Here is a 19,000-nt window from a genome sequence, read left to right as displayed (position 1 = left end):
TGACGATGTGAAGAAGTGTGTAGCGGCGGGTTGGAGCCGGGTGGCCGCGGACCCTAGCGTCGGCCCCCACGGCGTGCAGAACGGTGCGCCCCGACAGGCAGGAGCCTCGAGTGCCCATCGAATTCCTCGGCATCGCCGCGCTCAACGACGGCAGCGAGACACGAGCACGCAGCGGCGCGAGCTTCGACCCGGAGTACACGGTGCGTCTGGCCGCGGCTCATGAGGACAGCGGGTGGGACCGCATCCTGTTCGCCTACCACTCCGGAGCCCCCGACCCCGCCGTCGCCGCCGCTTTCATCGCGTCGCGGCTCGAGCGCATCCAGCTGCTGCTGGCGCACCGGCCCAACGTCTCCTACCCCACGGTCGCGGCGAAAGCCTTCGCGACCCTCGATCAGCTGAGTGGAGGCCGCCTGAGCGTCCACGTGATCACGGGCGGGTCGGACGCGGACCAGGCCGCGGAGGGCGACTACCTGAGCAAGGACGAGCGCTACGCGCGCACCGCCGAGTACATCAGGATCGTCAAGCAGGTCTGGACGACCCGTGAGCCGTTCGATCACGTCGGGGAGCACTACCGCTTCTCCCGGTTCGTCAGCGACGTCTGGCCGGTGCAGCAGCCTCGGCCGCAGATCTCGTTCGGAGGCTCCTCTCCCGCCGCTCTGTCCGTCGGTGCCGCCGAGAGCGACGTCTACGCACTCTGGGGCGAGCCGCTGCGGGACACCGCCGAGCAGATCCGCAGCATCCGGGAGGCGGCGGCGGCGGCCGGCCGCGACGTCGCGCCGCGCATCCAGGTCGCCTTCCGACCCATCCTCGGGGCCACCGAGGAGCAGGCCTGGGAGAAGGCGGAGGGGATCCTCCGCCGCATCGAGGCGCGCACCCGCGAGACCGCCCCCGGAGGCCTCGCCGCGCCGGAGAACACCGGCTCGCAGCGCCTCCTCGCGATCGCCGCCGCAGGCGACCGTTTCGATCGCGCGCTCTGGACCAGGGCGGGAGTCGCCGCGGGAGCGCGCGGCAACTCGAACGCCCTCGTCGGGACGCCGGAGACGGTGGCCGCCGCGCTGCTCGACTACGTCGATCTCGGGGTCGACATCATCTCGGCGCGCGGCTACGACTACGTCGACGACACCCTCGACTTCGGTCGCCACGTGATACCGCTGGTGCGCGAGGAGGTCGCTCGACGCGACGCCGCGGCCGCCCAGGCCGCCGAGGAGGCCGCTCGTGTCCTCGTCTGACACCGTCGCGGCCGACGAGTTCGTCCATGTGCGGGCCGATGACCCGCGGGCCCGGCCCCTGCTCGACGAGCTCGAGCGCGAGTACGACACCCGCTACGGCACCGCCTGGGGCGAGCCGGCATCGGCCGAGCTCGCGCGCTACCCGAGCGAGGTGTTCGCCCCGCCGGAGGGATCCTTCGTCCTGCTTCTGCGCGACGGCACCGCGATCGCCGGAGGCGCGCTGAAGAGATTCGACGACACGACCGCCGAGCTCAAGCGCATCTGGACATCCTCGGCGCACCGTCGGCAGGGACTCGCCCTGCGCGTGGTCGCAGAGCTCGAGGCGGAGGCCCGCCGGCTCGGCTACTCGACCGTCTACCTCACGACCGGGCCGCTCCAGCCGGAGGCGCAGCGGCTCTACCTCACCGCGGGCTACACACCGCTCTACGACGTGACCCAGCCTCCGGAGGTGGTCGTCCTGCACGGCTATGCGCGGACGCTCACCGATCGGCCGCTCGACGTCGCGAGGATCCGGACCGCGCACGACGACTCCTTCGCGCAGCTCACCGCGTCCCTGCCCGACGGCGGAGCACGCCTGCGCGGTGGCGTCACGGGGCGTGCCTCATGAGCGGCACGATCGCGCCGCCTCGACAGCGGGACACGTCCGGCCCCCTTCCCGGAGGCATCGACCTCGCCCGACTCGGCGAGCGGCCGGTGCTGCCGCTGCGCCACCCGGTGCGCTGGGTGGTCGCCGCACTGGTCCTCGTGCTCCTGCTGAACGCCGGACAGACCCTCTTCACGAACCCGTCGTGGGAGTGGCCGAAGGTCGGGACCTGGCTCTTCAGTCCGGCGATCCTGAAGGGGCTGCAGCTGACGCTCCTCGCCACCGCCATCAGCGCCGTGATCAGCTTCGTCGGAGGCATCGTCGTCGCCGTAGCCCGGCTCTCGGGCAATCCGGTGCTGTCGACGCTCAGCTGGGTCTACATCTGGCTGTTCCGCTCGGTGCCGCTGATCCTCGTCCTCATCTTCCTGTTCAATCTCGGCAACCTGTATCCGACCGTCGGCATCGGCATCCCCTTCGGTCCGCAGTGGTCGGTGCCGACGCTGTCGCTGCTGCCTCCGCTCGCCCTCGGCGTGATCGGCCTGAGCCTGTCCGAGATCGCCTACAGCGCCGAGGTCGTCCGTTCCGGGGTGCTCGCGGTCGATCAGGGGCAGCACGAAGCGGCGAAGGCGCTCGGGATCCCGCAGCGCCGCCAGTTCACCCGCATCGTCCTCCCGCAGGCGCTCCGCTCGATCGTGCCCGCCTACGTGAACCAGATCATCGGCCTGCTGAAGGCGAGCTCGCTGCTGTTCTACGTCTCGCTGCTCGACCTGTTCGGGGTCGCTCAGAACCTCAGCAGCACGTACCCGACGGACATCATCCCCCTGCTCGTCGTCGCGACGATCTGGTACCTGGTGCTGACCTCGGCGATCTCGGTCGTGCAGTTCTACATCGAGCGCTTCTACGCCCGCGGCGCGCACCGGGAGCTCGCGCCCACGCCCCTCCAGCGGGTGCGGCGCTCGCTCGCCGGCCTGAGGAGTGCGCGATGACCGCCGCCATCGAGATCCACAACGCGACCAAGTCCTACGGCGACCGGACCGTGCTCCGGGGAGTCGACCTGCGCGTCGAGGCGGGCACCGTCACGGTCATCCTCGGTCCGAGCGGCTCGGGCAAGTCGACCCTGCTGCGGGCGATCAACCATCTCGAGAAGCTCGACGAGGGGTTCGTCTCCGTGAACGGCGAGCTGATCGGGGTGCGGCTGCGCGGCGGTCGGCTCAAGGAGCTGCGCGAGAAGGAGATCCTGCGCCAGAGGGCGAGGATCGGCTTCGTCTTCCAGAGCTTCAACCTCTTCCCGCACCTGACGATCCTCGAGAACGTCACCGAGGCGCCGATCTCGCAGGGGCAGCCGCCCGCGGAGGCCCGCGAGCGGGCACGCGCCCTGCTCGAGCACGTCCGTCTCGCCGACAAGGCGGCGGCCTATCCGAGGCAGCTCTCCGGCGGCCAGCAGCAGCGCGTGGCCATCGCGCGTGCGCTCGCGCTCGACCCCGAGGTGATCCTCTTCGACGAGCCGACCTCGGCTCTCGATCCCGAGCTCGTCGGGGAGGTGCTGCAGGTCATCCGGTCGCTGGCCGAGAGCGGCCGCACCCTCATCGTCGTGACCCACGAGATCGGCTTCGCCCGCGAGGTCGCCGACCGGGTGGTGTTCGTCGACGACGGCCTCGTCGTCGAGCAGGGCAGCCCGAGCGAGGTCCTCGACCGCCCGCAGAATCCGCGGACCCGCGACTTCCTCGGCCGAGTCCTCGGCTGAGCCCCCGCACTCCTCCTCCTCTCCATCCGCACGACAGACACAGGAATCGAATCATGACCAGACCGCACATCACTCGTTGGACCAGAGTCGGGGCGCTTCTCGCTGCCGCCGCGCTGACGACGGGCCTCGCGGCCTGCTCCGGTGCCGCCGCCTCCGACCCGGCCTCCCCGGGAGCCGCCTCCGGCACCACCACCGTCACCGTGGGTGCCCTCTCCAACGGAGCGGCGACCGAGACGGACATCGACGTGCCGGTCGTCGACGAGATCCGCGGCACGCTGCCGCAGGAGATCCTCGACCGCGGGACCCTGACGATCGGCGTCGGCGCTCTCCCCGCAGGCTTCCCTCCGCTCGCGTTCACCGGGACCGACACCGAGACCCTCACCGGCTCGGAGCCCGATCTCGGCCGCCTCGTCGCCGCCGTCCTCGGGCTGCAGCCCGAGGTGGAGAACTCCACCTGGGACAACCTCTTCGTGGGCATCGACACCGGAGGCAGCGACGTCGGCTTCTCGAACATCACCGTCACGGAGAAGCGCAAGGAGAAGTACGACTTCGCCTCCTACCGCGCCGACACCCTCGCGTTCCAGGTCCTCGCCTCGAACGACTGGGAGTTCGACGGCGACTACGAGAACCTCGACGGACTCACCGTCGCGGTCAGCAGCGGCACCAACCAGGAGAAGATCCTGCTCGAGTGGCAGGCCCGTCTGCAGTCCGAGGGCAGGTCCCTGGAGATCACGCGACTGCCCGATGCCAACTCCGTCACTCTCGCTCTCGGCTCCGGCCGGATCGACGCCTACTTCGGGCCCAACCCGACGACGGTCTACCAGAACCGGATCTTGGAGGACGGCGCCGACCCGACCCGCAACGCCGGCACGTTCTCCGGAGCGGGCGAATCGCTCGACGGGCTGATCGCGGCGACTGTGAAGAAGGACTCCGGACTCGCCGAGCCGATCGCCCAGGCCCTCGGCTACCTCATCGGGAACGGTCAGTACCAGGACTGGCTGTCGGCCTACGGCCTGCAGGACGAGGCCGTGGACGAGGCCCTGGTGAACCCGCCCGGGCTCCCGCTCGACAACAGCTGAGCCGCCCCCGCCTCGGGCGCCCCGATCGACCAGCGGGGCGCCCTCCGCCCGCTTCCCCGAGGACTCCCATGCACCTGTTCGACTCGCTCACGCGCGAACGACTCGACCGCCCGACGAGCCGCAAGTGGAGCCTCCGCCCCGGCACCATCGGAGCCTGGGTCGCCGAGATGGACTTCGGTACGGCGCCGGCCGTTCGGAGGGCACTCCACGACGCCGTGGCCGGCGACGTGCTGGGCTATCTGTCCCCCTCGACTGCGGGCGAGCTGGGCGAGGCCGCCGCGGAGTACCTCGCTGAGCAGTACGCGTGGACGGTCGACCCCGCCCGCGTGCACTCCGTCTCGGATGTCATGGCCGCGCTCGGAGTGGCCGTCACCGAGTTCTCCCGCCCCGGCTCACCGGTGATCGTGCCTACCCCCGCTTACATGCCGTTCCTCACCTACCTGTCGGCCATCGGACGCGAGGTGATCGAGGTCCCGGGAACGATCGTCGACGGCCGCTGGGAGCACGACCTCGACGGGATCGATGAGGCCTTCGCGCAGGGAGCGGGCACCCTGGTGCTCTGCAATCCGCACAACCCGACGGGCTCGGTCCTGCCGCGGTCCGAGCTCGAAGGTCTCGCCGCTGTCGTCGAGCGCCACGGCGGGCGGGTCTTCGCCGACGAGATCCACGCGCCGCTGCGGTTCGACGGCGTCCCCCACATCCCTTACGCCTCGGTCTCGGAGGAGGCCGCCCGGCATTCCGTCACCGGAACGAGCGCCTCGAAGGCGTGGAACATCCCCGGCCTGAAGGCCGCGCAGCTGATCACCACGAACGACGCAGACGAGGACGTCTACTCGCGCTTCGGGTTCGCGGTGCAGCACGGCGCTTCGAATCTCGGCGTGATCGCCTCGACGGCCGCCTACCGGGAGGGCGGAGCGTGGCTCGACGAGGTCGTCGACTACCTCGACGGCAACCGGCGCCTCATCGCCGACTTCCTCGCCTCCGAGCTGCCCCGGATCGGGCACCGCACCCCGGAGGCGACGTATCTCGCCTGGTTCGACCTGGGTGCTCTCGGCCTCGCCGATCCCGCGCAGCACCTGCAGCGCGAGGCGGGAGTGACGCTCACCTCCGGACGCCTGTGCGGCGCCGGCTACGCCGACCACGTGCGTCTCGTCTTCGCCATGCCGCGTCCCCTCCTCCTCGAGGCGCTCGAAGCCGTGCGGGCCGCTGTGTGAACGGCGGAGCGCCTTCGCGGGGACTCGACGAGGTGGGACGGCGGAGCACCGAGGCGGGCGGCATCGCACGACAGTGGCGAGGAGCCGTCATTCAGCGCCTCCGCTCCCTCTGCACCCCCGATGAGGCCGGGCCGCCGGCGGTGGACCGGGCGGCCTCGCGTGTCGAGGCGGTGCAGCTCGCCCACGAGATCGAGCACGGATCCTTCCGCCCGGTGCCCGGCCGGTCGCAGGATCCGGAGTGAGACGGGGCGGACCCCCCCCCTACGTCCCGAAGAGGTTGGCGCGGGTCCCGCCGGGAGCGAGCTCGTCGCGGAGGATCCCGCGGCGGCGCAGGACGGGGACGAGGTCGTCGAGCATCCGGTGCAGGGTGACCGGGTGCAGGTCCCCGGAGAGGAGGAGCCCGTCGCTGCCGCCGTCGTCGCCGAGCTCCTCGACGAAGTCGGCGAACTCCTCCGCGGTGCCGACGAAGCCGGCGCGCTCGGCGACGCGGCCCTTGCGCGCCTTCCTGGTGAGCAGCTCCCGCAGCGGAGCGTCCTCCGTGCCGCCGTACAGGCCGGCGATGGTGCCGTGCGAGACGTGCTCGCCGAACACCGACCGCGGGACGGGGAGGTCCAGGTTCAGCCCGGTGAGGTCGGTCTCCAGGTCGCTCGACCAGCCGAGCGCGATCCGCCGCAGCGCGTCCTCGTCGGGGTGGCGCGACGCCTCGACGACGCGCGCGGCCTCCTCCGGGCTCGACACGATCTCGGGCTTCACGACGAAGAGCACGCGCAGGTCATCCGCCGTCCGCCCGTGCTGCTCGGCCGCGGCGAGCACGCGCGTCCGGTAGTCGCGCACCGCCCGGGCCTCCAGCGGTGCGAGAGCGAGCTGCACGTCCGACTGCGTGCCGGCGAAGGCCAGCCCGCGGGGCGAGCCGCCGGGGGAGACCACGATCGGGTCGCCGTTCTCGAAGGGGACGGCGTTGAGGGGGCCGTCCACGCGGAAGTGCTCCCCGCGGTGCCGGAACGCGTCGATCCGGGTGCCGTCGGCGTAGCGGCCCGACCCGGGGTCGGCGACCAGCGCGCCCTCGCCCCAGCTGTGCCAGAGCCGGCGGACGACCGCCATCCACTCGTCGGCCCGGTCGTAGGCCGCGTCGTGCGACAGCGGCTCCAGCCCCACGTGGCGGGCGCTGCCGACGTCGGTGACCAGGTTGATCCCGAAGCGGTCGGAGCTGAGGTGCTGAAGGGTCGCCGCCTGCCGGGCGGCGAGGTACGGGGGCGTGATGCCGGCGTTGATCGTCGGTGCCAGCCCGATCCGCTCGGTCGCTGCGAACAGGTACGGCGCCAGGAGGAGCGGATCGTGCTTCGGCCCGCCGTACGCTCCCCGCACCCGCAGGTCGAGCGTCTCCGGGGAGCCGAGCGAGACGGCGTCCTCCATCACGATCAGCTCGAAGCCGGCCTGCTCCAGCTCGCGGGCCGACTGCTGGTAGAGGCCGGGCTTCGTCCAGTCGTGGTTCCACTCCCGGTAGGGGTGCCCCCATCCCTGCGGTCCGAAGCCCCGGGAGAAGAACCAGCCGAAGTGCTGACGGCGCGCCACGCTCACACCTCCGCGAGCGCGGGGAGGGCGCGTTCGCGCACCGCGGTGAGCCCGCGCTCGAGGTCGCGGAGGAGGTCGTCGACGTCCTCGATCCCGATCGACAGCCGGAGGAGCCCGGGGTGGATCCCGGCGGCGGCGCGCTCGGCGGGGGTGCGTCCGGCGTGGGTGGTCGACGCGGGATGCAGCACCAGCGAGCGCACGTCGCCGAGGTGGGTCATGTGGCTGAACAGCTCGACGGCGTCGATGAAGGCGGCCGCGCCCGCCTCGCCTCCGGCCACGGTGAAGGAGAAGACGGAGCCCTGCCCGCGGGGGAGCAGCCGCTGCGCGAGGGCGAACGACGGGCTCGACTCCAGGCCGGAGTAGTCGACCGACACGACCTCGGGCCGCCCCTCGAGGAAGCGGGCGACGGCGAGGGCGTTCGCGGAGTGCCGCTCGACCCGCAGCGACAGCGTCTCGACGCCCTGCCGCAGCAGGAAGGAGTTCAGCGGTGACGGCGTCGGTCCGAGGCGGGAGACCACGATGTCCCGCGTGTACGAGACGAAGGCGCGCCGGCCGTGCTGCTCGGTCCAGCTGCGGCCGCCGAACGACCGCTCCTCCTGGTTGAGGTGCGGGAAGAGCGCGGGGCGCGCCGCCCAGTCGAACGTGCCGGCGTCGACGATCACGCCGCCGAGGGCGGAGCCGTGCCCGGCGAGGAACTTGCTGGTCGAGTGCACGACCACGTCGGCCCCGTGCTCGATCGGGCGGAGGAGGTACGGGGTCGCGAGCGTGTTGTCGACCACGAACGGCAGCCCGTGCCGATGCGCGATCGCGGCCAGCGCCGGGAGGTCCAGCAGATCGTTCTTCGGGTTCGGGATCGGCTCGCCGAAGAGGACCCGGGTGTCGGGCCCGATCCGCCGTTCCCACTCGCCGAGGTCCGACGCGTCGTCGACGAAGTCCACGCCGATCCCGAGCCGACCGAAGTTCTGCACCAGCAGTCCGCGGTTGCCCTCGTACAAGCGGCGCGACGAGAGCACCCGGTCGCCGGCCTGCAGCATCCCCAGGAGAGCGGAGGCGGTCGCCGCCTGGCCGCTCGCCACCAGGATCGCCTCGGCGCCGCCTTCGAGATCGGCGAGCCGACGCTCGACCTCCTCGGTGGTCGGGTTCCCGTTGCGGGTGTAGAGGTAGCCCTCGTCCTCGCCGGCGAACCGCTCGCGGGCGTGCTCGAAGCTGTCGAACACGAAGCCGGCGCTGAGGTGCACGGGCGTGACGCGCGCTCCGTGGGCGCCGTCGGGCGCGGCACCGGCGTGCACCTGGCGCGTGGTGAAGCCGGCCGCCGCGGAGGCACGGTCTTCGGGCGCCGGGGTCGAGGTCGCGGCGCTCGCCGCAGTGGTCGCTGTGGTCGCCGCAGCGGTGGTCGCGGTGGTCGCCGGTGCAGTGATCGTCACGGTGTGCTCCTGTCCAGACGCCCTGAAGGCGGATGCCGGGAGCCTGTCAGGCCGAGGGGAGTGCGCGCCGGATCGTGACGGAGTGTGACTGCGCGGGCGCGCCGTCGCGGGTCGTGGACGTCGACCGCTCGGAGTCCGCGGGTCGTGACTCAGCTGTGCGTCGTGTTCGCCCGGATCTCCTCGACGGACAGCTCCGGCGCACCGCCCGCCGCGGCCGCCGGGTCCATCCAGACGAAGTCCCAGTGGTGGCCGTCGAGGTCGTCGAAGCTCTTCGAGTACATGAACCCGTGGTCCTGCTCGCCGGCCGGAGTCGCGCCCGCGGCGAGGGCCTTCCCGTGGAGGGTGTCGACCTCCTCCCTGCTGTCGGCGCTGAGGGCGAGCTGCACCTCGGTCGAGGTGGTGGCGTCGATGATCGGCTTGCTGGTGAACTCGGCGAAGAACTCCCTCGTGAGCAGCATCGCGGTGATGGTGTCGCTGATCACCACGCTGACGGCGTTCTCGTCGCTGAAGCCCTCGTTGATCGAGTAGCCGAGCGACTCGTAGAAGGCCCTCGCCCGGGCGAGATCGGCGACGGCCAGGTTGACGAAGAGCATGGTGGGCATCGGTGCACCGTTCCTGTCGGGACGCCGGTGGCGCGCCGCCGCCGGTCGTGACTGCATGATGATGACCGGCCGGCGGCGGTGTCAAGGAAGCGCTGCCGAGTAGGCGGTGGATGCCCGGCGCGGGGCGTCCGGAGGAGGACTCGGCGCACGGATGCCGCGGATCTGCTGGACTGGCCTCGAGCACAGCAGCACGAGCAGGAGGGAGCGGACGTGATCCGGATCCTCGTCGCCACCGTCCTCGCGGCCGCCCTCCTCGCGGCCGGCTGGACCGCGATCGGACCCTCGCATCCGGTCTTCGCCGCGGTCGCGCAGATGGTCCTCACCAGCTGGGCGGCACTGACCTTCGGCGGGCGCACGCGTCCGCTCGAGCAGTCCTGGTTCGACGTGGGTCGCCGCGAGCCGGCGCTGCTGCGAGCGCTCGGGGTCGGCGTCTTCGGTCGGCTGCTCGACGTCGTCGGGTGGAACCGCCTCGTCACCCGCGAGCGCGGCTTCGACGGCACGCGCGCGGGGCTGGCCGCTCTCGATCAGCACACCCGCCGCTCCGAGGCGGTGCACGTCGCGTGCACGGCCGTCGGAGTCGCGCTCGCCCTCGCCGCGACAGTCACGGGTGCGACGGGCGGCGCGGCCTGGCTGCTCGGGTCGACGATCGCCGTTCAGCTCTACCCCGCGCTGCTGCAGCGGCTGGTGCGGGCGCGCATCCAGCGCGCGGGGCGGGCGGCGCGCGGTGCGCTTCACGTCGCGGACTCGGGAGACAGCGCCTCCGGCGGCGGACCGACCACGGCTCTGGAAGGGCGGTGATCACGGGGTCACCGACGCGCCGCGATCGTCACCGGGATCGGCCAGGGGATGGCGGCGCGCGAGGACATCGCGAGCCACGTCGGGCGGATCGCGCCGGTCGTGCTCCGCCGCCGTCAGCAGGAGAGCGAGGGCCGTGTCGGCGGGGACCCGCTGCGCTGCGCTGATGAAGCCGACGGCCTGCAGCACGGCGATCGTCCCCGGCGTGAGCGGGGCGCGGGACGCCGCCCAGCGACGGACCTCGGCGTCGTCCGTGTCCCCGGTCAGAGCGTCGGCCAGGGGGCGTGGAGGGAGGGCATGGGCGGGCCGGTCAGTGCCCGAAGCCGTGCTCGAGCTCGACGTCGAAGGTGACGTCGTCCTCGCTCGGCTGCACGGGGAACACTCCCGTGAGCGTCCTGGTGCGTTCGCGGATGCGGGCGACCTCGGCCGTGTTGTCCGGCTCCGGGAGATCGGAGGGAGTGGTCTCGGCGACCAGAGCGGCGCCGGCGTTGAGCAGGAACACCGACTGCACGGTGCCGCCGTCGCCGCCGATGCCGGTGTACTCCACGCGGTCCGCCGTGCTGCTCGCGGCGAGGGCGACGCCGTACTCGATCAGAGCGTCCGCCGCGTCGTCTCCGACCAGCATCGTCTTGTTCGCGAAGAGGAGATGCTTCATGCCCCCAGCGTGCGCAGCGCCGAGGCCGACGGGGGAGAGACTTGACAGCTCCTGGGGCGGTCGACAGACGCGACCGCGCCACCCGGTGACGCCCGGTCGCGCCCGGTCGTCCTCGGCGTCGCCGAGACGGCACCCGTGGCGTCGGCCGTCCTCTGAGCAGGTCCGCGTCACAGGGACGTGGATCGACGGACCCGTGCTGATGTCGGCCGCCGAGACACCCGGCCGAGAGCAGGGCGACGTGACAGGCGGTGTCAGCGGACCATTCGCCGACGCCCGCGCCGCTTCTCCCCTCTGAGGATCAGGGCGGCGAGGAACGCGGCGAGGACTGCGCCGATGGTGTTCATGAACCAGTCGTTCGTGTCGCAGGAGCGGCCGATCGCCGGAACGCCCGCCTGGACCAGCTCGATCAGGGCGGACAGGCCGGAGACGGCGGCGGCGACGAGCAGGGGCCGGCCGACCGCGACCGCGAGCAGCAGGGCCCCGGGGAGCAGGAGCGCGATGTTCGCGAGGGTGTCGATGCCGTCGAACGGCACCGAGAACTGCACGGTGCAGAAGACCCGCGGCGTCCCGTCGGGCGGATACACGGTCAGCGCGATCCCCACGACGAAGGCGAGCGCGGCGAGGACGAGAAGAGACCTTTCCGCGCCGCGCCGGTGCAGCAGCCAGGCGATCGCCGTGACCACCGCGACCGCGATCCAGAAGGCGATCGGGACGAGCGCGGCGTGGTCGACGAGGAACGTGCTGATCACGGTGCTCCGCTTCGAGGTGTCGGGGTGGCGGGAGAGGAAGAGGTCTTCCGTTGACGGACGGCCCGCTCACTCCAGGTCGGCCTGTGCCGACGGCCGGCAGGCCTTCGGCGCGAGTCAGCTCCGGAGGGGAGAGCCTGCTGCGTCGAAGCGGTAGCCGCCGAAGGCGCCGCTGAGCAGCGGGCGCGCCGTCGCGATCGCGGCCTGGACCCGGGGGAGGGCGAGGGAGGCCCGATGCGCCTCGGCGCTCTCCCACAGCTCGACGACGAAGACGGTGTCGGGCTGCTCGTCGTCGACCCCGACCTCGTAGAGTAGGCAGCCGGCGTCGACGAGGTCGTCGTTGTGCTCGGTGAGGACGGCGACGAGCTCGTCGCGTCTGCCGGGGACGGCCCCGAGGGTGCCGACGTTCACGAAGGTCATGCCGCGAGGGTACCGCCGAGGACACCGGCGGCGGGTGGCCGTCTCGCCGGTCGGAGTGCGGTCGGGACGTCACGCTGGACGGAGTCGCCGTGCTCCCGCCTGCGAACCGCAGACCGGTCGCGCTCGGCCCGACGCCACGCCCGCTCGGGAGGATCGCGTCGCGAGAGAGAGGATCCCCGGTGGTCTCCGCGATCCCCGTCGGGTCCCACCGGCCAGGCATGGGCGTGCTCGGACCGACGGAGTGCGCCCGATCAGCCGGCGGGCCTGCTGAACAGATTGACGACGTTCCCGTCCGGGTCGCGGACGAGGGTGGAGCGGTTGCCCCACGACATGGTGCTCGGCGGGAGCACCACGTCCTCGCTCCGGGGTGCGAGCTCGGCGAAGGCGCGGTCGACGTCGGCCACCTCGAACTCGAGCAGGACAGAGCGGTTCGACGCGGGGACGACGGCGCCGTCGAGCATCGCGACCGTCGAGGTGCGGGCGATCGCGAGGGTCGCACCCGCTCCCGTGAACTGCGCGAAGACCGGCGCCGGGCGCTCGGCCGGTCGGCCGACGACCTGCTCGTAGAAGGCGACGAGGCCGTCGAGGTCGTCGGTGACGATGCGGAGGGAGGTGAACGACATGGGGCTCCTTCAGGGCCGGGATGAGGTGATGGCACCAGGCTCGCCGGTCGTCGCGACACCGTCCTGTCGGTGTTTCCGAAGATCGTCCGCGACTCCGCGAGGTCCGCGGCGGCCGTCCCCGGAGCGGGTCAGTCGTCGACGACGGACCGCAGCCGTCCGTACTGGAGCGCGAGGTCCTCGGCTCGCAGGGTGCGCTGCGGAGGCCGCTCGTCGGTCACCTCGACCGACAGCATCCGGTCGCCGCGGAACGCCCGGACCCCCTCCCGCAGCCGGCACCACGCGATCAGGTACCAGTGCTCCTCCTTCCCGATCGAGCCGAGCGGTTCGACGTCGCGGACCGACTCCGCGCCGCTGCTGTCGCGGTAGCGCAGCCGGACGACACGATCCGCTCGGAGGGCCGTCGCGAACTCCGCCGGGACGACCGCCTCCTCCTCGCTCTCGAGGAAGTGCACCCGGGACGCGACCGCGCCGGCGCGGGCGGCCACGTCGTCCGGCAGGACCGCGAGCGTCTTCCGGGCGGCGGTCCTGGCTGCCTGCCGGAACGGACTGCGCTGCAGCGCGCTGAGGCCGATCAGCACGGCGACGGCCTCCTCCACCGTGAATCCGGCCGGCCCGAGGGTCGCGGACGCGTCGATGACATAGCCGCCCGTGCGGCCGGGCTCCGCCCAGATCGGCAGACCCGCCTGCTGCAGCGCGGACAGGTCCCGCTCGATGGTCCGCACCGACACCTCGAACCGCTCGGCGAGACGGCGCGCGCTCCGCGGCCGGGGCGAGACCGCCCGCAGCTCCTCGACGAGCCCGTAGAGACGATCGGTGCGGTTCACCCGACCATCATCCGCCCGGGCGCGCCAGGTCGCGGTCGTCAGCGGACTCACTGTGCGGCGGTGCTTCCGCTCGACGCGCGATCAGGTCAGCGCCGGCGGTTCGCGGGTGGTCTCGGCCACGTCGGTGAGCCGGGCGGCGAGCCTCTACCGTTGCACCCGTGCCCCTCCTTCTCGCCGACCTGCTGTCGTGAGAGCGCTCGTCGCCTGGCTCGAGCACCGCCAGATCCCGCTCTACCTCGCCGCGATCGCCGCCGGCGCCGCTCTCGGACTGCTGCTGCCCGCCGCGCACCACCTCGAGGTCGCGATCGAACCGGTGCTCGCGCTGCTGCTGTTCGCCACGTTCCTCGGTGTCCCGTTCGCCGCGATCGGACGGTCTCTGCGCGACGGCCGCTTCCTCGCCGCGGTCGGGGTGCTGAACTTCGTCGTCGTGCCGCTCGTCGCCTACGGGCTGTCCCGATTCGTCGCCGACACTCCGGTGCTGCTGTTCGGGGTCCTCCTGGTGCTCCTGACGCCGTGCATCGACTACGTGATCGTGTTCGCCGGGCTCGCCGGAGGGGCGTCCGACCGGCTGCTCGCCGCCGCACCGCTGCTGATGCTCGCGCAGATCCTCCCCTCCCCGTGTATCTGGTGCTCTTCATCGGTCCTGCGGGGGTGGCGGTGGTCGACGCCGGTCCGTTCGCGCGGGCGTTCCTGCTGCTGATCGTGGTGCCGCTGTCCGCGGCCGGGCTGGTGCAGGCCCTGGCGCGCCGACACGTGTCCGGCCGGATCGTCGAGTCCACGATGCTCGGGCTCATGGTGCCGCTCATGACGGCCACGCTCTTCGCCGTCGTCGCCTCCCAGTCCGGCGCCGTGGGCGCCTCGGCCGGCCGGCTTCTCGTTCTCGTCCCGCTCTACGCGGGATTCCTCGTGGTCATGACCGCTCTGGGGCTGGGTGCTGGACGCGTCTTCCGACTCGACGTGCCCGCGACGCGCGCCCTCGTGTTCAGCGGCGCGACTCGCAACTCGCTCGTCGTGCTGCCCCTCGCACTCGCGCTCCCGGCACCGCTGTCGCTCGCGCCCGTCGTCGTCGTCACGCAGACCCTCGTGGAACTCGTCGGCATGGTCGTCCTCGTCCGACTGCTCCCTCGGCTCACCCGAGACCGAGCAGCGCGGGCCGGCCCGGTCTGAGGCGGACTCACCAGCGCCCGAGACGACTCGGGCCTGCAGAAGGGTCGCCCGGGGAGTCACCCGGGAGGTGCTCGCCGGTCAGTCCTTCTCCGGTCTGCCCGCAGTCCCCGCGTCAGCGGGCTCATCGGCCGGGGCGACAGGAGCTGCGGACTCGACCGCGGTGGGCTGGACCGCGGCCGATCTCGCCTCCTTGGCGGCGAGGCGCTTCTTCTGGGACTTGCCGGTGCTGAACGGGCTCACCCACAACCAGGAGAAGCGCCGCAGCGACTGGAAGAGGAACAGCGACGCCCAGAGGGAGAACACCGTCAGGGCGAACGGGAAGACCGTCGCCGGGCCGGTCGGGACATTCGTCTCGCCGAGCAGGGGGACGAACGCGACGACGACAGCGATCACGAAGAGGTGCAGGAGATAGATCTGGAAGCTCTGCTGCCCCATGGTGACGAAGATCTTCAGTGCGCGGACCTTGACGAGGTACTGGGAGCCGGCGATGCCCAGGACGATCGCGACCGAACTGGCGATCAGGATGACGCCCGGAATGCGGTTGGCGTCGAAGGCGACGATCACCGCGATGATGCCGATGTAGGACACTGCGAGCGCGAGCGCCTGCCAGACCTTCACGCGGGCGGCGAAGCGGTAGAACGTGCGGGGGATGAACATCGCCACGAGGAAGAAGATGAAGTTCTGGAGCACCCGGTCCCAGCCGATGTTGTCGGTGTCCAGCAGGCCCGTGGTCGTGGACGCGACGGACAGCAGCCCGGCCACAGAGAGCTGGATCCACCGGGGCACCTTGCGGATCGCCCAGGCGAGGATGCTGAAGATCGCGAGAGCCCAGATGAACCAGTAGCTGCTCGACGGCAGGATGGGGAGCACCAGCACGTTGAGCGGGTCCGTCGGTGAGGTGGCCTCCGACCGTGAGAACGGGACGATGAGGTAGAAGACGACCCGGATGAACGACCACAGCAGATAGAGGTACACCAGCGCGAGGACCCGGCGGCGCCACAGCTCGGCGAACGTCCACGTCAGCATCCGGGCGGCCGTGAGGCCCGCGATGAAGAAGAACACGGGCATGGGGAAGTAGAGCAGCACAGTGCGGAGCTTCGGAACGTACCCCTCGAGGCCGAAGAATCCCAGGAACAACGACGAGTGGTAGAGCACGACGAGACTGATCGCGACGCCCTTGGCGAAGTCGATCCACTCCCGCGACTCGGGGCGCTTCACCACGGCGCCGGTCGCACTCGACCCGGTCATCCGCCGCTCCTCGCGTGGGCGCACACGGCGCGATCACTGTTCACCGATTGCTGCGGATCCATTGCGCCCCCAAGATGTCGAATTCGAACCGGATGCGAATGAGCCCCCGGTTCATTTCCCGTACGGGTCCTGAGAGTACGGGAAAGTTTCCGATCACGGACGAGTCGATGGAGTATCGAGGCGGCAAGGGAAGTCCGGACGCCTCGCCGCCGCCTGTCCGCGGAGATCGTCCGTCCGATCCCGGAGTCGCTCGGTGGATCGGGACGGGCGGCGGAGGATCGCAGACGAATGGACCGTCGAGAGACCCGCAGATGGCACTTTCGTCCAGCCCCGGGGGTCGCGGACCCGAAGAACGAGACGAAACCGGCGTGCGGCCAGGACACCTCGACCTCTCCGGCATACTCCATGACGTGAACGACGCCACCACCGCCCCCAGTCTCGACGGCCGCGAGTTCGTGATGACCTCCTCTACCAACAGCGCGGTCGACCCGGAGTCGCCGTCGCGGTTCCACTACTCCGAGCGCGACGGAGTGGTGTGGGGCGACTACGTCGGCGACACCGTGACCTTCGGCCGGTTCGTGGGCACGCGCACGGGTGACGCCCTGCAGGTCTCGTTCGTGCACCAGCTGATCGACGGCGGGACCGTGGTCAGCGGCACCGGCGGCAGCCGCGTCGAGCTCGACGGCGAGGGCCTGCTGCGGCTCGTCGAGGAGTTCGAGATCGACGGCGACGACCACGTCAGCATCTGCGTCGAGGTCTGACGCTCAACGCGCCGCGTCGCGGCCGTTCCCCGCGGTGGTGAACCGCGTCATGCCGAGCCGGTTCGTCGATCCGGAGCGGTCGGGGATGTCGGAGGGCAGCAGGTAGGCCTTGCGCACCACCTCGTCGAGCACGACGACCGAGACCACCGACTTCACCTCGGGCCGGGCCGCGACCACGCCGGTGACGAAGTCGTGCACGCCGCCGATGTCGAGCGAGCGGACCAGGAGCATCGCGTCGTGCTCGCCGGTCGTGATGCAGCAGTACTCGACGTCGGGCATCTGGAGGATGCCCTCGCGGAACCGGTGCCACGACTGCGGATGCACCGTCACGAACACCAGGGCGCAGACGTCGAGCCCCACCTTCCCCGGATCGACCAGGGCCGAGAATCCGGTGATGACGCCGGATGCGGTCAGCTGCTCGACCCGGTTGTAGACGCTCGCCCGCGAGACGTTCACCCGCTCGGCCAAGGCGGACATCGAGATGCGCCCGTTCTCGCGCAGGACGGCGAGGATGCGCAGATTGAGGTCGTCGAGCCCGCCCGCGCTTTGTCCAGCGACCGCACCGGCGGCCGGATCGGTGATCGACATAATCCACTCCTTCGTCGCTGCGGGCGGCAGTTCGTCCACGATAGCGGCCCTCTGGAAACGGAGTGCGTCGCGATGTGCCATCGTTTCGCAACACGTCCAGCCGAACCCTCGCCAGGAGGCCTCCATGGTTGTCCGCTCCACCCGCACCCCGCGCTCCGCCCCGACGCGAGTGGTGATCGCCGCTGCGGCGGTCTCCCTCGCCCTTCTGGTGGCGGGCTGCTCCTCGGGCCGCGTCGACACCGCCGACGGCAGCAGCGCGACGCTCACCATCAACAAGGCGTTCGACCTCAAGACCGCCGACCCGGGCCGCATGTACGAGCCGACCGGCCAGATGGTCGACAAGGCGCTCTACGAGACCCTCCTCACCTTCGAGGGCGGCGACGTCTCGCAGGTCGTCGACGGCCTCGCGAGCCTCGAGCAGTCCGACGACGCGAAGACCTTCACCCTCACCCTGAACGGCGAGCACACCTTCTCGGACGGCACCGCGATGACCGCCGACGACGTGGTGTTCTCGCTGCAGCGCGTGATCGGCCTCAAGGGCAACCCCTCGTTCCTCCTCGACGGCGTCACCGTCACGAAGAAGGACGACACGACGGTGGTGCTGACCACCGAGAACCCCACGCCCGCCCTGCCGGCGATCCTGGCGAACCCGGCGCTCGGCATCCTGAACTCGAAGGTCGTGAAGGAGAACGGCGGCACCACCGACGAGACCGACACCGCCGAGACGTTCCTCAACACCACCTCCGCCGGCTCCGGCCCGTACGTGCTCGACACGCTCGACCTCGCCTCGCAGGTCGTGCTGACCGCGAACGAGAACTACGACGGCGACGCCCCGGGCTACGGCCGCGTCGTCATCCAGAACGTCGAGGGTGCGACCCAGAAGATCAACGTCGAGGGCGGCAGCGCCGATGTGGCGCTGGACCTCTCGGGCACTCAGGCGGAGGCGCTCGGCGACTCGGTCGCGGTGACCAGCGACCCGTCGGCGAACGTGATCTTCCTGCTGCTCAACCAGAACCCGAGCGTCTCGGCGATCACGTCGAACCCCGACTTCGTGAAGGCCGTGAAGGAGGCCGTCGACTACGACGACCTCGTCTCGATCGCCGGCAACGGCACCGCCCAGGCGTCCGGCGTCATCCCGAGCATGCTGCTCGGCGCCCTGCCCGAGAGCGGCGCGCTCACCCAGGACCTCGACGCCGCGAAGGCGGACCTCGCGAAGAGCGGCTACGCCGGCGAGTCCGTGACGCTCAACTTCCCGAGCGACATCAGCCTGAACGGCATCGACTTCCCGACCATCGCGCAGCGCATCCAGTCGCAGCTGAAGGACGCCGGCATCACCGTCGAGCTCGCACCGGCCCCCGTCGCCACCGAGCTCGACGCCTACCGCAACGGCACCGAGACCATGGGCCTCTGGTACTGGGGCCCGGACTACCCGGACCCGAGCGACTACCTCGTCTTCACCCCGGGCGACGTCGTGGGCCTCCGCTCCGGCTGGACCGACGGTGCGGCCCCCGCGATCTCGGCGCTGGCCGACGCCGCGGCCACCGGCGGCAGCGACGACGAGCGCCAGTCGCGCTTCGAGGAGCTGCAGACCGCGCTGAACGCCGACGGCCCCTTCATCCCGCTGCTCCAGCCCGGCAACAACATCGCCGCGGCGAAGGACGTCTCGGGTGTCGTCTACAACGCGGTGTGGACCATCGACATCGCGGCCCTCGCCGCGCAGTAGTCC

The 19,000-nt window shown here is 71.3% G+C and carries 20 protein-coding genes and 1 pseudogene; 10 read left to right on the top strand and 11 right to left on the bottom strand.

The window, feature by feature from the left end; all coding sequences use genetic code 11:
* The first annotated feature begins 110 nt into the window (after positions 1-110).
* From C5B93_RS03825 to C5B93_RS03800, 6 genes are all read left to right on the top strand, one after another.
* Positions 111-1,229, top strand: a complete 1,119-nt coding sequence (locus C5B93_RS03825; RefSeq protein ID WP_104223289.1) for an LLM class flavin-dependent oxidoreductase — start codon at positions 111-113, stop codon at positions 1,227-1,229.
* Complete coding sequence (locus C5B93_RS03820) at positions 1,216-1,836, top strand: GNAT family N-acetyltransferase (protein ID WP_219812286.1); 621 nt, start codon at positions 1,216-1,218, stop codon at positions 1,834-1,836. The genes C5B93_RS03825 and C5B93_RS03820 overlap by 14 nt, the downstream gene beginning before the upstream one ends.
* Positions 1,833-2,798, top strand: coding sequence for an amino acid ABC transporter permease (locus C5B93_RS03815; protein ID WP_104291812.1), 966 nt, complete (start codon positions 1,833-1,835; stop codon positions 2,796-2,798). Before C5B93_RS03820 ends, C5B93_RS03815 begins: the two co-directional genes overlap by 4 nt.
* A complete protein-coding gene (locus C5B93_RS03810; protein WP_104223287.1) occupies positions 2,795-3,556 on the top strand; it encodes an amino acid ABC transporter ATP-binding protein in 762 nt (253 codons plus the stop codon). Before C5B93_RS03815 ends, C5B93_RS03810 begins: the two co-directional genes overlap by 4 nt.
* A gap of 53 nt (positions 3,557-3,609) precedes the next feature.
* Positions 3,610-4,635 (top strand): transporter substrate-binding domain-containing protein, encoded by a 1,026-nt coding sequence (locus C5B93_RS03805; protein ID WP_104257613.1) that lies wholly within the window; start codon positions 3,610-3,612, stop codon positions 4,633-4,635.
* A gap of 68 nt (positions 4,636-4,703) precedes the next feature.
* A complete protein-coding gene (locus tag C5B93_RS03800; protein WP_104291811.1) occupies positions 4,704-5,849 on the top strand; it encodes a MalY/PatB family protein in 1,146 nt (381 codons plus the stop codon).
* Between the two features lie 261 nt (positions 5,850-6,110).
* On the opposite strand, the gene C5B93_RS03795 is transcribed toward C5B93_RS03800, so the two are convergent.
* The 3 genes from C5B93_RS03795 to C5B93_RS03785 all read right to left on the bottom strand — a co-directional run bounded on the left by C5B93_RS03795 (position 6,111) and on the right by C5B93_RS03785 (position 9,447).
* On the bottom strand, positions 6,111-7,421 hold the full coding sequence (locus tag C5B93_RS03795) for an LLM class flavin-dependent oxidoreductase (protein ID WP_104291810.1): 1,311 nt from the start codon (positions 7,419-7,421) through the stop codon (positions 6,111-6,113).
* Positions 7,422-7,423: 2 nt separating this feature from the next.
* Positions 7,424-8,710, bottom strand: a complete 1,287-nt coding sequence (locus C5B93_RS03790) for an O-acetylhomoserine aminocarboxypropyltransferase/cysteine synthase family protein (RefSeq protein ID WP_104291849.1) — start codon at positions 8,708-8,710, stop codon at positions 7,424-7,426.
* A 284-nt stretch (positions 8,711-8,994) separates the two neighbouring features.
* Positions 8,995-9,447, bottom strand: coding sequence for a VOC family protein (locus C5B93_RS03785; RefSeq protein ID WP_104250854.1), 453 nt, complete (start codon positions 9,445-9,447; stop codon positions 8,995-8,997).
* Positions 9,448-9,657: 210 nt separating this feature from the next.
* Between C5B93_RS03785 and C5B93_RS03780 the strand changes: the two genes are divergently transcribed.
* Positions 9,658-10,245 (top strand): hypothetical protein, encoded by a 588-nt coding sequence (locus C5B93_RS03780; RefSeq protein ID WP_104291809.1) that lies wholly within the window; start codon positions 9,658-9,660, stop codon positions 10,243-10,245.
* Here the strand turns inward: C5B93_RS03780 and C5B93_RS03775 are convergent, their stop codons facing one another.
* The 6 genes from C5B93_RS03775 to C5B93_RS03750 all read right to left on the bottom strand — a co-directional run bounded on the left by C5B93_RS03775 (position 10,246) and on the right by C5B93_RS03750 (position 13,510).
* Positions 10,246-10,431: a hypothetical protein gene (locus C5B93_RS03775; protein ID WP_104247105.1), complete on the bottom strand. Its 186-nt coding sequence runs from the start codon at positions 10,429-10,431 to the stop codon at positions 10,246-10,248.
* Positions 10,432-10,552: 121 nt separating this feature from the next.
* Positions 10,553-10,897 (bottom strand): hypothetical protein, encoded by a 345-nt coding sequence (locus C5B93_RS03770; RefSeq protein WP_104291808.1) that lies wholly within the window; start codon positions 10,895-10,897, stop codon positions 10,553-10,555.
* A 251-nt stretch (positions 10,898-11,148) separates the two neighbouring features.
* Entirely contained in the window at positions 11,149-11,646 is a 498-nt protein-coding gene (locus C5B93_RS03765) for a VanZ family protein (protein ID WP_104291807.1), read from the bottom strand.
* A gap of 114 nt (positions 11,647-11,760) precedes the next feature.
* Entirely contained in the window at positions 11,761-12,063 is a 303-nt protein-coding gene (locus C5B93_RS03760) for a putative quinol monooxygenase (protein ID WP_104226533.1), read from the bottom strand.
* A 251-nt stretch (positions 12,064-12,314) separates the two neighbouring features.
* Positions 12,315-12,686 carry a VOC family protein gene (locus C5B93_RS03755; protein WP_104291806.1) on the bottom strand — a complete coding sequence of 124 codons (372 nt, stop codon included), beginning with the start codon at positions 12,684-12,686 and terminating at the stop codon, positions 12,315-12,317.
* A gap of 128 nt (positions 12,687-12,814) precedes the next feature.
* Positions 12,815-13,510, bottom strand: coding sequence for a YafY family protein (locus C5B93_RS03750; protein ID WP_104262256.1), 696 nt, complete (start codon positions 13,508-13,510; stop codon positions 12,815-12,817).
* 187 nt (positions 13,511-13,697) lie between these two features.
* On the opposite strand from C5B93_RS03750, the pseudogene C5B93_RS03745 reads away from it, so the two are divergent.
* A pseudogene (locus C5B93_RS03745) lies at positions 13,698-14,677 on the top strand (arsenic resistance protein).
* A 78-nt stretch (positions 14,678-14,755) separates the two neighbouring features.
* On the opposite strand, the gene C5B93_RS03740 reads toward C5B93_RS03745, so the two are convergent.
* On the bottom strand, positions 14,756-15,925 hold the full coding sequence (locus C5B93_RS03740; protein WP_104291805.1) for an acyltransferase family protein: 1,170 nt from the start codon (positions 15,923-15,925) through the stop codon (positions 14,756-14,758).
* Positions 15,926-16,335: 410 nt separating this feature from the next.
* Here C5B93_RS03740 and C5B93_RS03735 point away from each other — a divergent pair, with 410 nt between their 5' ends.
* Positions 16,336-16,686, top strand: a complete 351-nt coding sequence (locus tag C5B93_RS03735) for a hypothetical protein (protein ID WP_258060307.1) — start codon at positions 16,336-16,338, stop codon at positions 16,684-16,686.
* 3 nt (positions 16,687-16,689) lie between these two features.
* Here the strand turns inward: C5B93_RS03735 and C5B93_RS03730 are convergent, their stop codons facing one another.
* Positions 16,690-17,274 carry an Lrp/AsnC family transcriptional regulator gene (locus C5B93_RS03730; RefSeq protein ID WP_104223259.1) on the bottom strand — a complete coding sequence of 195 codons (585 nt, stop codon included), beginning with the start codon at positions 17,272-17,274 and terminating at the stop codon, positions 16,690-16,692.
* A 124-nt stretch (positions 17,275-17,398) separates the two neighbouring features.
* Between C5B93_RS03730 and C5B93_RS03725 the strand changes: the two genes are divergently transcribed.
* Positions 17,399-18,997: an ABC transporter substrate-binding protein gene (locus C5B93_RS03725; protein ID WP_104291804.1), complete on the top strand. Its 1,599-nt coding sequence runs from the start codon at positions 17,399-17,401 to the stop codon at positions 18,995-18,997.
* The last annotated feature ends 3 nt before the right edge of the window (positions 18,998-19,000 follow it).

This window comes from Rathayibacter sp. AY1A2, assembly GCF_002930935.1.
GTDB lineage: Bacteria > Actinomycetota > Actinomycetes > Actinomycetales > Microbacteriaceae > Rathayibacter.
Note: the sequence above shows the minus strand (reverse complement) of the source record. Positions and strands in the feature narration are given on the sequence as shown.

What these genes read in the sequence shown, in the direction of transcription:
- C5B93_RS03815 (WP_104291812.1), top strand. Translation starts at nt 1,833, where the DNA reads ATGAGCGGCACGATCGCGCCGCCTCGACAGCGGGACACGTCCGGCCCC.
- C5B93_RS03810 (WP_104223287.1), top strand. Translation starts at nt 2,795, where the DNA reads ATGACCGCCGCCATCGAGATCCACAACGCGACCAAGTCCTACGGCGAC.
- C5B93_RS03805 (WP_104257613.1), top strand. Translation starts at nt 3,610, where the DNA reads ATGACCAGACCGCACATCACTCGTTGGACCAGAGTCGGGGCGCTTCTC.
- C5B93_RS03800 (WP_104291811.1), top strand. Translation starts at nt 4,704, where the DNA reads ATGCACCTGTTCGACTCGCTCACGCGCGAACGACTCGACCGCCCGACG.
- C5B93_RS03785 (WP_104250854.1), bottom strand. Translation starts at nt 9,447, where the DNA reads ATGCCCACCATGCTCTTCGTCAACCTGGCCGTCGCCGATCTCGCCCGG.
- C5B93_RS03770 (WP_104291808.1), bottom strand. Translation starts at nt 10,897, where the DNA reads ATGAAGCATCTCCTCTTCGCGAACAAGACGATGCTGGTCGGAGACGAC.
- C5B93_RS03760 (WP_104226533.1), bottom strand. Translation starts at nt 12,063, where the DNA reads ATGACCTTCGTGAACGTCGGCACCCTCGGGGCCGTCCCCGGCAGACGC.
- C5B93_RS03755 (WP_104291806.1), bottom strand. Translation starts at nt 12,686, where the DNA reads ATGTCGTTCACCTCCCTCCGCATCGTCACCGACGACCTCGACGGCCTC.
- C5B93_RS03740 (WP_104291805.1), bottom strand. Translation starts at nt 15,925, where the DNA reads ATGACCGGGTCGAGTGCGACCGGCGCCGTGGTGAAGCGCCCCGAGTCG.
- C5B93_RS03730 (WP_104223259.1), bottom strand. Translation starts at nt 17,274, where the DNA reads ATGTCGATCACCGATCCGGCCGCCGGTGCGGTCGCTGGACAAAGCGCG.
- C5B93_RS03725 (WP_104291804.1), top strand. Translation starts at nt 17,399, where the DNA reads ATGGTTGTCCGCTCCACCCGCACCCCGCGCTCCGCCCCGACGCGAGTG.